At 73.3% G+C, this 12,494-nt stretch carries 8 protein-coding genes, 2 tRNA genes and 2 pseudogenes; 4 read left to right on the forward strand and 8 right to left on the reverse strand.

The features are described 5' to 3' along the window. Positions 1-62: 62 nt before the first annotated feature. A pseudogene (locus GTW67_RS37860) lies at positions 63-131 on the forward strand (GlsB/YeaQ/YmgE family stress response membrane protein); the annotation flags it as partial. Here GTW67_RS37860 and GTW67_RS24245 read toward each other — a convergent pair. From GTW67_RS24245 to GTW67_RS24270, 6 genes and pseudogenes are all read right to left on the reverse strand, one after another. Then, positions 130-1,680 (reverse strand): annotated as a pseudogene (locus tag GTW67_RS24245) (ArnT family glycosyltransferase); the annotation flags it as partial. The pseudogenes GTW67_RS37860 and GTW67_RS24245 sit on opposite strands and share 2 nt — an antisense overlap. Next, the gene (locus GTW67_RS24250; protein WP_161166920.1) at positions 1,677-3,101 is read right to left on the reverse strand and encodes a bifunctional glycosyltransferase family 2/GtrA family protein; all 1,425 of its coding nucleotides are present in this window, start codon (positions 3,099-3,101) and stop codon (positions 1,677-1,679) included. The gene GTW67_RS24250 and the pseudogene GTW67_RS24245, both read right to left, overlap by 4 nt. Positions 3,102-3,115: 14 nt before the next feature. Beyond that, a complete protein-coding gene (locus tag GTW67_RS24255) occupies positions 3,116-4,663 on the reverse strand; it encodes a sensor histidine kinase (protein WP_161166921.1) in 1,548 nt (515 codons plus the stop codon). Beyond that, positions 4,660-5,400, reverse strand: a complete 741-nt coding sequence (locus GTW67_RS24260; RefSeq protein WP_161166922.1) for a response regulator transcription factor — start codon at positions 5,398-5,400, stop codon at positions 4,660-4,662. The genes GTW67_RS24255 and GTW67_RS24260 overlap by 4 nt, the downstream gene beginning before the upstream one ends. Positions 5,401-5,498: 98 nt before the next feature. Next, on the reverse strand, positions 5,499-6,416 hold the full coding sequence (locus tag GTW67_RS24265; RefSeq protein ID WP_161166923.1) for an amidohydrolase family protein: 918 nt from the start codon (positions 6,414-6,416) through the stop codon (positions 5,499-5,501). Between the two features lie 62 nt (positions 6,417-6,478). After that, complete coding sequence (locus tag GTW67_RS24270) at positions 6,479-7,360, reverse strand: DUF2797 domain-containing protein (protein ID WP_161166924.1); 882 nt, start codon at positions 7,358-7,360, stop codon at positions 6,479-6,481. Between the two features lie 267 nt (positions 7,361-7,627). On the opposite strand from GTW67_RS24270, the gene GTW67_RS24275 reads away from it, so the two are divergent. Beyond that, on the forward strand, positions 7,628-8,947 hold the full coding sequence (locus tag GTW67_RS24275) for a hypothetical protein (protein ID WP_202437629.1): 1,320 nt from the start codon (positions 7,628-7,630) through the stop codon (positions 8,945-8,947). Between the two features lie 119 nt (positions 8,948-9,066). Here the strand turns inward: GTW67_RS24275 and GTW67_RS24280 are convergent. Next, positions 9,067-9,139, reverse strand: a tRNA-Arg gene (locus GTW67_RS24280). Between the two features lie 214 nt (positions 9,140-9,353). Then, a tRNA-Ser gene (locus GTW67_RS24285) sits at positions 9,354-9,444 on the reverse strand. Positions 9,445-9,613: 169 nt separating this feature from the next. On the opposite strand from GTW67_RS24285, the gene GTW67_RS24290 reads away from it, so the two are divergent. Further along, complete coding sequence (locus tag GTW67_RS24290; protein ID WP_161166925.1) at positions 9,614-10,135, forward strand: SSI family serine proteinase inhibitor; 522 nt, start codon at positions 9,614-9,616, stop codon at positions 10,133-10,135. A gap of 164 nt (positions 10,136-10,299) precedes the next feature. Further along, positions 10,300-12,494, forward strand: a 2,195-nt coding sequence (locus GTW67_RS24295) for a PAS domain-containing protein (RefSeq protein WP_161166926.1), incomplete at its 3' end; no start/stop codon positions are given.

The following is a 12,494-nucleotide window of genomic DNA, read 5'->3' on the forward strand; positions in this document are numbered from 1 at the left end:
GGAGGTACGAGCCCACAGCGCTCGGACAGCGCGGGCACGGCGAGAAAGGGCAGGGTCACGGCATGACCGTCATCGGCTGGATCATCCTCGGACTGTTGGCCGGAGCCATAGCCAAGCTTCTGTTGCCGGGCCCGCCGGACCCGCCGTGACGATGGAGCCGCTGTGCCCCTCCTGCACGGTGCTGAGCGTGTACGCGGTCGGCCCGGCCAGCGCCGCGACGACGCCCAGCCCCGCCACCGCGAGCGCGGTCCGCCGCCCCAGCCGTCCGGCGAAGACGAGCCCGAGCGCGGCGAGCAGGCCGCCGACGAGGACCAGCCACCGCAGCCACGGCAGGTAGTCCGGCGTGCGGTTGAGCAGGACGTACCCCCACGCGGCGGTCGCCGTGGCGGCCGCGGCGAGGGCGAGGGACGCCCAGAGCCGGTCGCGCCGCTCCCACAGGGCCGCCGCGCCCATGCCGACCACGGCCGCGAGGTAGGGGGCGAGGGCCACCGTGTAGTACTGGTGGAAGATGCCCGCCATGTAGCTGAAGACCACCGTGGTCATCAGCAGCGAGCCGCCCCAGACGAGGAGGGACGACCGGGCCGTGTCGGTGCGGCCGCGGCCGCGCGTGGCGACCAGGCCCGCGACGAGCAGGATCAGCGCGGCCGGCAGCAGCCAGGAGATCTGGCCGCCGATCTCCGAGTTGAACATCCGGTCCCAGCCGGTCTCGCCCCACTGCCCGCCGGCCCCTCCGCCGGGTCCGCCCCCGCCGCCGACGCTGCCGGTCTCGTCGCCACTGAGCCGGCCGAGGCCGTTGTAGCCGAAGGTCAGCTCCAGGAAGCTGTTGTTCTGCGAGCCGCCGATGTACGGCCGCGACGAAGCCGGCCACAGCTCGACGACCGCGACCCACCAGCCGCCGGAGACGACGATCGCGGCGGTCGCCAGCGCCAGCTGGCCGAGCCGCTTCTTCAACGCGACCGGGGCGCAGACGCCGTAGACGAGGGCGAGCGCGGGCAGGATCAGGAAGGCCTGGAGGGTCTTCGCGAGGAACGCGAAGCCGATCGCGGCGCCCGCCCACAGCAGCCACTTGGTCCGGCCGTCCTCCAGCGCGCGGACGACGAGGTAGCAGGCGACGGACATCAGCAGCGCCAGCAGCGCGTCCGGGTTGTTGAACCGGAACATCAGCGCGGCGACCGGCGTGAGCGCCAGCACCACGCCGGCGATCAGGCCGGCGGCCGGGCTGAAGCGGCGGCGCACGGCCGCGTACACGACGGCGACCGTCGCGACGCCCATCAGCACCTCGGGGACGAGGATCGACCAGGAGCTCAGCCCGAAGATCCGCACCGCCAGCGCCATCGGCCACAGCGCGGCCGGGGGCTTGTCGACGGTGATGGCGTTGCCGGCGTCGAGCGAGCCGAAGAAGAACGCCTTCCAGGACTGGCTGCCCGCCTGCACGGCCGCCGAGTAGAAGGAGTTGGCGTAGCCGGAGGCGCTCAGGTCGTAGAGGTACAGCAGCGCGGTGGCCAGCAGCAGGCCGAGGAGGGCCGGGCGGACCCAGCGCGGGTCCTCGGGGCGGCCGCGCCACAGTCTGCGCGGCAGGTCCCGGCGGGGCGGGCGCACGGGAGCGGTCGGGGGCGGGGCGCCGCTGTCGGCGGGACGCGCGTCCCCCTCGTACGTCGTCCGGTCGTAGTGCGTCGTCATCGTCCGTCCCTCGGGTCGGTGTCGGCGGGGCGTACCGGCGCCAGTCGCGCGGTGGCGTCGCCCCGGGTGTGCTCCGCGGCGTCACCGGCGCGGAACGAGGTCGTCGGGTAGGGGGGCGTGGCGTACGGCGTCGGCGCGTAGGGCCGCGGGGCCTGCCGCGTCGCCTCGGGGGCCGGGGCGGGTGGCGTGTCCGGGAAGACCCAGGCGCGGAAGAGGAGGAAGCGCAGCACGGTGGCGGCGAGGTTGGCGGCGATCAGCACCGCCAGCTCCGTGGAGTGTGCCGGGTCGGCCGTCGCCGCGCTCAGGGCGGCGAGCGAGCCGCTGGTGAGGGCCAGGCCGATGCCGAAGACGACCAGCCCCTGTGCCTGGTGGCGCACCGCGCCGCCCCGGCCGCGCACCCCGAAGGTCAGCCGCCGGTTGGCGGCGGTGTTGGCGACCGCCGAGACCAGCAGGGCGAGCGCGTTGGCGAGCTGGGACCCGGCGAAGACCCGGAAGCCGCTGTAGAGCAGCAGGTAGAAGAGGGTCGACAGGGCTCCGACGACGCAGAAGCCGACGAGTTGCCGGGCCAGGCCCTGCGGTACGTCCTTGATGTCCCGGTCGCGCGGGTCGTCGCCGAAGGGCCGGGCCAGCCGGTCCAGCGGCAGCGAGCCCGAGGCCAGCACCTTGCCGACCCGCCACACGCCCCGGAGGTCGTCGGTGGCCGTCTTCACGATGTGCACGGTGGAGTCGGGGTCGTCGATCCAGTCGACCGGCACCTCGTGGATGCGCAGCCCGGCGCGCTCGGCGAGGACCAGCAGCTCGGTGTCGAAGAACCAGCCGGTGTCCTCCACCAGCGGCAGCAGCACCTGGGCCACGTCCCGGCGGATCGCCTTGAAGCCGCACTGGGCGTCGGAGAAGCGGGCCTGGAGGGAGCCGCGCAGGATGAGGTTGTAGGTGCGGGAGATGAACTCCCGTTTGGCGCCGCGCACGACCCGCGAGCTGCGGGCGAGCCGGGAGCCGATCGCGAGGTCCGAGTGGCCGGAGATCAGCGGGGCCACCAGCGGCAGCAGCGCGTTGAGGTCGGTGGACAGGTCGACGTCCATGTAGGCGAGGACCGGGGCGTCGGAGGCCGACCAGACGGTCCCGAGGGCCCGGCCCCGGCCCTTCTGCTCCAGCCGGGAGGACCTGACCTCGGCGAGCTCCGCCGCCAGCCGCGCCGCCACCATCGGGGTGGCGTCCGTCGAGGCGTTGTCCGCGACGGTGATGCGGAACGCGTACGGGAAGGTGCGGGTGAGGTGCTCGTGCAGTCTCAGGACGCACGGCCTCAGGTCCTTCTCCTCGTTGTAGACGGGGATCACCACGTCCAGGACAGGCGTACCGGCTCCTGCGGCCGGGAGGTGCTCCCGCGCCGGCAGGGAGCCGGGAGAAGAGTCGGTTCGCATGGGACCGACTTTCCTCAATTCCCCTGTCGCGCCCGTGTGGTGAGGCTGTGCCGTACCTGTGAGTGCTCTCGCGCCTCGGACCGGGGGGCCGGCGCGGGCAGGTGCACGGTGAAGACCGTCCGGCCCGGCACGCTGTCGACGGTCACCCCACCGCCGTGCGCGGTCGTCACGGCCTGCACGATGGCGAGCCCGAGGCCCGTCGAGCCGGTCGCCCGGGACCGCGCCGAGTCCCCGCGCGCGAAGCGCTCGAAGACGTACGGCAGCAGCGCGGGTGGGATGCCGGGCCCGTCGTCCTCGACGTCCACGCACAGCCAGGGCCCGCTGTGCCGCACCCGCGCGGTCACGGTCGTCCCGGGCGGGGTGTGGGTGCGCGCGTTGGCCAGCAGGTTGACCAGCACCTGCTGGAGGCGGGCGGCGTCCGCCGGCACGAGTGCCGGTTCGTCGGGCAGGTCGAGCCGCCAGACGTGGTCGAGGCCGGCCGCGCGGGCGTCGCTGACGGTGTCCACGACGAGCGGTACGAGGTCGGTCCGCTCGAACTCCAGCGGGCGCCCGGCGTCCAGGCGGGCGAGCAGCAGCAGGTCCTCGACCAGCAGGGTCATGCGCCCGGCCTCGGACTCGATGCGGCCGAGCGCGTGCCGGGTGTCGGGGCCGACCTGTTCGCGTCCCCGGCGGGTGAGTTCGGCGTAGCCGCGGATGGAGGCGAGCGGCGTGCGCAGCTCGTGGCTGGCGTCCGCGACGAACTGCCGGACCCGTGTCTCGCTCTCCTGCCGTGCGTGCAGGGCGCCGTGCACGTGGTCCAGCATCCGGTTGAGCGCGGCGCCGACCCGGCCGACCTCGGTGTGCGGGTCGCACTCGGACTCCGGGACGCGTTCGTCGAGGTTGACCTCGCCCGCGTGCAGGGGGAGTTCGGAGACGCGGCCGGCGGTGGCGGCGACCCGGCGCAGGGGGCGGGTGGCGACGCCGACGATGACGGTGCCGGCGAGGGAGGCGGCGATGAGGCCGGCGGCGGTGACGCTGGCCTCCACGAGGATCAGGGTGTTGATGGTGCCGGTGACGTCGGAGGTGGGGAGGGCGGCGTAGTAGCCGTTGCGGTACTCCACGCGGTAGTCGCCGAGGTCGGGTACCTCGACGGTGTGCGCGTCGCCGTCCCGGGAGACCGTGGCGAGCGCGCCGCGCTGTGCCGCGTCGAGGGAGACGGCCGCCGTGCGGCTGAGGTCGGTGCTCTCCTGGTCCTCCTTGCCGTACTTGGCGTCGGTGACGGCGGTGCCCCGCACCTCGGCGACTATCGTGCCGCGCGGCTGCGGCCCGTGCCGGACGAACTCGTCCAGGTCCATCCGCTGCGGGCCCGCTCCGCCGGCCTGCGGATCACCCGGCGGCCCGAACCCGGACACCCGCATCGCGACCTCGTGCACCTGCCCGTCGAGCTGCTCGTACAGATGCGACCGCAGCGCCAGCGTCGTCACCGTCCCGATCACCGCGCACACGACGGCGATCAGCGCCACCGACGCGACGACGAGCCGCGTCCGCAGGGTCCGCGGCCGCGGGCGTCGCCGCCGGCTCATGACACCGCGGGCTTGATCAGGTAACCGGCACCGCGCCGGGTGTGGATCATCGGCTCGCGCCCCGCGTCGATCTTCCGGCGCAGGTAGGAGATGTACAGCTCGACGACGTTGGCCTGCCCGCCGAAGTCGTACGACCACACGCGGTCCAGGATCTGCGCCTTGCTCAGCACGCGCCGCGGGTTGCGCATCAGGAAGCGCAGCAGCTCGAACTCGGTGGCGGTGAGGTGGATGCCGTCGCCGCCGCGGGTGACCTCGTGGCTGTCCTCGTCGAGGGTGAGGTCGCCGACGACGAGGACGGAGTCGGAGCGCCGGTCGGCGGCGCCCGCACGCCGGATCAGGCCGCGCAGCCGGGCGACGACCTCCTCCAGGCTGAACGGCTTGGTGACGTAGTCGTCCCCGCCCGCGGTCAGCCCGGCGATGCGGTCCTCCACCGCGTCCTTCGCCGTCAGGAACAGCACCGGCACGTCCGGCAGGTCGCGGCGCAGCCGGCCCAGCACGCTCAGCCCGTCCATGTCGGGCAGCATCATGTCCAGGACGACGGCGTCGGGCCGGAACTCGCGCGCGGCCTGCACGGCACCGTGCCCGTCGCCCGCGCTGCGGATCTGCCAGCCCTCGTAGCGCAGGGCCATGGACAGCAGTTCGGTGATGGACAGCTCGTCGTCCACCACAAGCACCCGGACGGGGCTCCCGTCCGGCCTCAGCAGTTCGGTGCGCCCCTGGGGCGAGGTCGTGGTCATACCGGACACGATGTCGGGGCGCTCTGAGAACGTCCTTTCCCCAGGCTGTGATTTCTCTGAGAAACCCACAGGGAGCTCTCAGGAATCCCCCGGTCCCGTCAGGCGCCGGGCAGCGCGAACAGCCGGGCCGCGTTGTCGTGGCAGACGCCCCGCAGCCACGCCTCGCCCAGCCTCAGCCGCTCCAGCGCGTGCAGCTGGTGCAGGTAGGGATACGGGATGTTGGGGAAGTCCGTCCCGAGCAGGACGCGGTCGCCGAGGCCGGCCAGCCGGGGCAGGGCACGCCGGGGGAAGGGGGCGAGGCGCTCGCTGAAGTCGGTGAACGCCATGGTCGTGTCCAGCCGCACCTCCTCGTACCGCTCGGCGAGGTCCAGGAAGTCCTCGTACTCGGGCATCCCCATGTGCGCGACGACCAGCCGCAGCCGGGGGTGCCTCGCCAGCACCCGCGCGATCGGCTCGGGCCCGGTGTGCTTGCCGGGCGCGGGACCGGACCCGCAGTGGATGACGACCGGGACGCCCGCGTCGGCGAGCAGCCCCCAGGCCCCGTCGAGCAGTTCGTCGGCCGGGTCGTACGCGCCCACCTGCACATGGGCCTTGAAGACCCGCGCCCCCGCTTCGACGGCCTCGCGGACGTACGTCTCGACGCCCGGCTCGGGGAAGAGGGTGGAGGTGTGCAGGCAGTCGGGTGTGCGGCGGGCGAAGTCCACCGCCCAGTCGTTCAGCCACCGGGCCATGCCGGGCTTGTGCGGGTAGAGCATGGCGGTGAAGGCCCGCACCCCGAAGTCCCGCAGCAGCGCCGCCCGTTCGTCCTCCTCCTGCCGGTAGGTGATCGGCCACTCCACGCCGCCGGTCAGCGGGCCGAGCGCGTCGAAGTACGCCCAGACCTTGCGCAGCACCCGCTCGGGCATGAAGTGCGTGTGCACGTCGACGAGGCCGGGCAGCCCGAGCCCCTGCCAGAAGCCGCGGACGTGCCCGGCCTCCCCGGGACCGGCGGCCGGCGCGATGCGGTGATCACTCATGCGGCCCACGATCTCCCCGGAGGGCGCCCGCGGTCCACCTCCCGGCGGAAGAAGACGCCGGCTCAGAACAGTCCGTCCTGCACACCGGCGGCCTCCTTGAACTCCCGCACGGGAACGGCGCACGGGTCTCCCTCGGCGGCCACCAGCTCCCACCCCGTCATCAGCCGGGTGTCGAGCACGACGACCCCCCGCTCGGTAGCCAGATGGAGATCCGGCCCGGCGACCGCCACCAGCTCACCCCCGACCGCACCGCCCGCCGCCAGCTCGGCCACCTCCCCCAGGGCCTGCGGCCCCCGGCCCGCCTCCGCGAGCCCGAACGCCCGCACGTGGTCCACGCCCTGGAACGGCTCCGGCGTCAGCGACTCCGGCCAGCCCGCGAGCGCCACCGCCCGCCCGTGCAGTCCGGCGATCTCGGCCGCCCGCTCCTCCTCCGTCGCGGGCAGCGCGGCCCGCACCGCCCGCTTCTGGACGTACGGAACGCGGTCGGGCACCCGCAGCGCGGCCCGCAGCAGCTCCTCGGTCCGCCGCGCGGCCATCAACGGCCCGGTCCCCAGCCAGCTGAAGCACACCGCCCCCTGCTCCAGCAGCCGCGCGGGCCCCCTCTCGGCCCCGGTGATCCCCACCTTGACGAGGCCCGGCCCGAACCACGCCAGATACACCCGGTACGGCCGCGGGTCGTCGGCGATCGTGTCCGCGGCCACCGAGTGCGCCCGGTCCAGCCGCGCGCACTCCTCGCACCGCGCCCCCGTGCTCCGCCCCGGCACGGCCGCCACGGCCGGACACGCGTGCCCGCGCGCACCCACACACGTCCTCACACCCCCCGCCGCGACCCCGAAGGCCACCCGCTTCCCCCTGGTCAGCGCACTGCGCCGCCCCCCGACCCACGTCAGCACGGGACCGTCCGCCGCCCACCGCAGCCCCGCGCACTTCCATGCCTGTGCCATCACCCCGAGCGTACGAGCCACCACTGACAACGCGGACTCCGTGACATGAGTCACAGAAAAATACGGCCGCCCAGAACAACCGTCCCCGTCCGTCCAATTTATCCCGGCGAATGCCTGTAACGGAGAAAGGAAAAACAAGAAAAACGAAGCCCACATTTTACGTGCGCTATAAACTCATCCACATTCTGGCCATACTGCGCGATTAGCGCCGGGCCATCCCCTTTCTCTCCCGCCCCTCTCTCGTCAGGCCAGCAGGAAAGGTCCTCAGTGAAGCTTCGCCGTTCCCTCGTCGTGGCCGCCGCCGTCGCGGTGGTCACGCCCGTCGCGCTCTTCGCCGCCACCCCGGCCCTCGCCGCCGGAACGCCCACGGCGCAGACGCAGAACCAGCCGACGTACGCGGAGTTGGTGAAGGCCGCCACCGACACGAAGAAGGCGTACGACGAGGCCGTCACCGCCGAGGAGGAGGGCCGGAAGAAGGTCGACGCCACCCTGGAATCCCTGAATTCCGACACTCACCCGCTGAAGGCGGCCGCGGTCACCGCGAAGAAGGCGGCCAAGGACGCGGCGGACGCGAGAACCGCCGCCGAGCAGGCCGTGTCGGACGCCGAGGACGCACTCGATGCGGCCGCGGACGACACCGAGAGGGCCGAGGCGCAAAAGGCCCTCGAAACCGCCGAGGCCGAACTGGCGAAGGCGGTCGAGGCCCAGCAGAAGGCCGACACCGCGGCCGAGGCGGCGCAGACCGCGCTGGGCGACGCCAGAGTGGCGGCCGTCCGCGAGTACGGCGTCGTCAAGGACACCCTCGACAAGGCCCTCAAGGCCAAGGAGGCCGCCGAAGCGGCGCTGGCCGCCGCCAAGGAGTGCGTCCGCGAGAACGGGCTGACCTCGCTCGTGGTCGGACTGCCGTCCAAGGTCGTCGCCGGGAGCACCGTCGACTTCACCCTCCGCGTGACCAACGGCACCACCCGCACGCTGTCGGTCGACCCCCTGGCCTTCTTCCACGTGGTGGGCGAGGGAGCGGACGTGAAGAGCCAGTTGGCGGTGGAGTGGTCCAACGGCTCTGGCTGGCAGGCCCTTCCCAGTGACGGGCCCACGCACATCGCGCACATCGACGTCATGAAGCCCGGCGAGCGAAGCGACGTGAATCTGCGGATGAAGGTCGGCCCCGAGGCCCCGGCCGCCGACGCCTTCGCCCTGCTCGCGGGCGACGCCTCCGACGCGTACAACCCCTGCGTCCTGGGCCCGATGAAGCGCTACGACTTCGCGCTCCTGCCCGCGGGCAGCGAGCCCGGCACGGTCGACGAGGCCCAGCCCGGCCGGCCCGACGAGGACGACGACAAGCGGCCGGACACCGCGAAGCCCGGTACGGACACCGGAGCGGGCACGGGCACGACCGGCGCGGGCACCTCGGCGCAGGGCGGCACGTCCGAGCAGACGGTGACCACGACGACCGCCGAGAGCGGCAGCCTCGCCGCCACCGGAGCGTCCTCCACGACGACGCTCGCCCTCACGAGCGCCCTCACCGCCGCCCTCGGCGCCGGAGCGTTCTTCACCGCACGCCGCCGCAAGACCGCGGACAACGCCTGACCACTGCTGCACAAAGGGCCGAGGCGCCGCGGAACCTTCCACGGCACCTCGGCCCGGCAACACCACTACCGACGCGAAACACCGAAGGCCCCGGATCTCTCCGGGGCCTTCGGTCAATGTGCACTCGGCAGGATTCGAACCTGCAACCTTCTGATCCGTAGTCAGATGCTCTATCCGTTAAGCTACGAGTGCTTGTCTTGTTCTGTTTTCCCGCCGCTCCCGGTCCTTTCGGCCCGCTCGCGGCGACAGGAAGAACATTACATGACTGCCGCCGTCATGTGAAATCCGTTTGCCGCACCCCTTGTGACCTGCGGAAACGTCACCATGGGCCCGGCGGGGCGCGCCGGTGGGACTCCGGTGAACGACGAAGCCCCGGCCGCAGGGCCGGGGCTTCGTCGTTCATGTGCGGAGGCGGAGGGATTTGAACCCTCGATGGGCTTTAAGACCCAAACCGCATTAGCAGTGCGGCGCCATAGACCGGACTAGGCGACGCCTCCAGACAACATCACCATCTCGCGTGCGAGCGCGAGTGGCGCGTGCCGATGATGACACAGTTGAGCGCGCTGTCACCAATCGACCCCCACGGTACTAGGCAGGCGGGTCGCAGGGCAAAGCACTTGTGGCGGGGGCGCGCAACGTCCGGACGGACGGAGCGTTAGTCACGTCATGCGCCTCGACACCCGCCTCGACGCCGCCCGCCTTCTCGGCGCGGCCGCCGCCTCACTCGCCGCTCTCGTCACCCTGGCCGCCGAGCCCGCGGCCGCCCACGGCCACGCCGACCCCGGCGCCCGCGCCGGCACGGGCGCCGGCGCACTCATGCCGCCGCCGGTCCGCGACGAGGACCGGGCCGGTGATCACCTGACGGTCACCGTCCGGGACGCCGGTCCGGGCGCGGACGGTACGTACGAGCTGTACTGCCACCCGGACGGCGGCAGCCACCCCGACCCGGCCGGCGCCTGCGCCGCGCTCGACCGGGACACGCGCTGGGGGCAGGACACCTTCGCGCCCGTCCCGCAGGGCAGCCTCTGCACCATGCAGTACGGCGGCCCGGCCACCGCGCACGTCACCGGCACCTGGGCCGGGCGCCCCGTCGACGCGCGCTACGACCGCGGCGACGGCTGCCAGGTCTCCCGCTGGAACGGCATGGTGCCGCTCCTGCCCGATCTGCGGGCGCAGCGCGGCGCGTAGGCACCCGGTCACACGTTCTGCGTCACTTCCTCGTGCGACCTCCGTCCCATCCCGCGCCGCCGACCGGGCCCCAGCGCTTAGACTCCCTCGCGTGACACGCTGCGGGCCGGTTGGCAAGATGGCCCAGGCGGTCGGCAAGTGCGGTAACAGGAGGGAAGCGTCTCGTGAGCAGCAGGCCATCCCGAGGCGCTGCTCGCCTCGCAGCCATACTGGACGCGCTGCCGGACGCGTTGGTCCTGGTCAACGCCAACGGCACCGTCGTCAACGCGAACTCCATCGCGCTGGAGGCCTTCGAGGCACCGGGCACCGCGCTGGTCGGACGCGGCCTGCTCGATCTGCTGCCCCAGTTCGACTCGCGGCTCATCCCCGGCTCCATGCGGCGCCCGGACCACATCGACCCGCGTGTGCGCACCAAGCCGACGCGGATGGTCGCCCGGCGCACGGACGGCACCGAGTTCCCCGTCGAGGTCGCCAGCGCCAACCTGGAGAACGGGCAGCAGGCCTACGACGGCTACGGCTACACCGGCGACGAACTGCTGATGCTCGTCGTCCGCGATCTGACCGGCACCGTCGACACCGAGGCCGAGCTGGCGCGTTCGCAGCGGCAGACCGAGATGATCCTGCGGGCCGCCTCCGAGGGCGTCGTGGGCACCGACACCGACGGGCGCATCGTCCTCGTCAACCCGGCCGCCGCCCAGATCCTCGGCTACCGGGCCAGCGACCTCGGCGGCCGTGAGCTGCACACCCTCGTCCTGCACTCGCGCGCCGACGGCTCCCCCTTCCCGTACGACGAGTCGCCGCTCGCCGACACCCTGCGTTCCGGGCGCAAGCACCGGGTGCGCGGGCAGGTGCTGTACTCAAAGAACGGCGACAAGCTGCCGGTCGACCTGACGACCGCGCCCGTACGCGACGGCGACCAGCTCGTCGGCGCCGTCATGACCTTCATCGACCGGCGGCCCCACGACGCCCTCGTCAAGGAGCACGAGGAGGCGGAGCAGCGGCACGCCGAGGAACTGGAGCGGATGTCCGAGGAGCACGGCTCCGAGCTGACCGCGCTGCGCCAGCAGCACGTGACCGAGCTGGAGGAGCTCCGCGAGAAGCACGCGGAGGAACTCGCCGCGAACGAGGACCGCTACGCCGCGCTCGGTGAGCGGGAGAAGGACCGGTACGAGGCGCTCGCCGCCCGGCACGAGCAGTTGCTCACCCTCCTCGGGACCTCCCTGCGGGGGCCGCTGGAGGAGCTGCGCCACGAGCTGGCCGCGCTGGCCGCCGACGACGCCGGGCAGCTGTGGCCCGAGGCCAACCAGGTGCTCCACCACCTGTCGGCCGGGTACACGCGGATCACCACCCTCATCGACAACGTCCTCGGCTACCAGCGCCTCGACGTCGGCAGCGAGAACGTCTCCCGTACGAAGGTGATGCTGGACGCCGTCGTCGCCTCCGGTGTCGACGGTGCCGTCGAGCTGATCGGGCCGGGGCGGGTGCAGTTCGCCGTGCACGCGCCGCCCATCGAGGCCGAGGTCGACCCGCGGCTGCTGGCCACCGCGCTGGCGCATCTCGTCGCGGACGTCGCGGGCGTCGACGCGACCGGCAACACGCCCGTGTCGGCGGGCGGTTACCTGGACAACACCGTCGTCGTGGCGGCGGCGCAGCGCGGCAACGTCGTACGGATCGAGGTGCGCGGGCCGTACGCCGGGGGAGACCCGGTGCACGAGCCGATCGTGCGCGGGATCGTGCGGGCCCACGGCGGTGTGCTCCAGACGCACGAGGTGCCGGGCATGAGCGGCAGCGCGTACGTCCTCGAAGTGCCGATCGGGGGCGGGGCGGGCGCCGTAGCGGCCGTCGCCCCGGCCGCCGACGCGGGGAGTGCTCCGGAGGTTCCGGCCCAGGAGCCCGCCGGCGGGCGGCGCCGGGCCCGGCGGGCGTCCACTGACGCCTTCCTGGAGAGCGAGGTCGGGGGCCCGTCCGACGAGGGCGCGGACGGCGCCGCCGGTTCCGAGGGGGAGTCCGGCACGCCGACCGGTCGGCGCAGGCGGCGTGCGGCCCAGGCGCCGGCGGCACTTCCGGTGCCGGCGCAGGCGTCGCCGGCCGAGGGGTCCGGCGGTACCGGACGCCGGCGGGGACGGCCCGCGGAGGGTGCGGGCGACGACCAGCCCGGACCGGCGTCCGCCGGTGTATCCGAGGGTGCCGTCGTCATGGCCGCCGAACACGCCGGGGGCGCCGCCGCCTCCAACACCGGACTGGGCGGGACCGTGCCGCCGCAGGGCGTGCCCGCCTCCCCGGGGGGTGCCCCCGCCTCTCCGCAGGCCCTGCCCGCGGCCACCGGGCGGCGTGCCCGGCGGGCCGGGGACGAGCAGCA

This window comes from Streptomyces sp. SID5910, from assembly GCF_009862125.1.
Taxonomy (GTDB): domain Bacteria; phylum Actinomycetota; class Actinomycetes; order Streptomycetales; family Streptomycetaceae; genus Streptomyces.

What these genes read in the sequence shown, in the direction of transcription:
- GTW67_RS24265 (WP_161166923.1), bottom strand. Translation starts at nt 6,416, where the DNA reads ATGAGTGATCACCGCATCGCGCCGGCCGCCGGTCCCGGGGAGGCCGGG.
- GTW67_RS24250 (WP_161166920.1), bottom strand. Translation starts at nt 3,101, where the DNA reads ATGCGAACCGACTCTTCTCCCGGCTCCCTGCCGGCGCGGGAGCACCTC.
- GTW67_RS24290 (WP_161166925.1), top strand. Translation starts at nt 9,614, where the DNA reads ATGCGCCTCGACACCCGCCTCGACGCCGCCCGCCTTCTCGGCGCGGCC.
- GTW67_RS24255 (WP_161166921.1), bottom strand. Translation starts at nt 4,663, where the DNA reads ATGAGCCGGCGGCGACGCCCGCGGCCGCGGACCCTGCGGACGCGGCTC.
- GTW67_RS24270 (WP_161166924.1), bottom strand. Translation starts at nt 7,360, where the DNA reads ATGGCACAGGCATGGAAGTGCGCGGGGCTGCGGTGGGCGGCGGACGGT.
- GTW67_RS24260 (WP_161166922.1), bottom strand. Translation starts at nt 5,400, where the DNA reads ATGACCACGACCTCGCCCCAGGGGCGCACCGAACTGCTGAGGCCGGAC.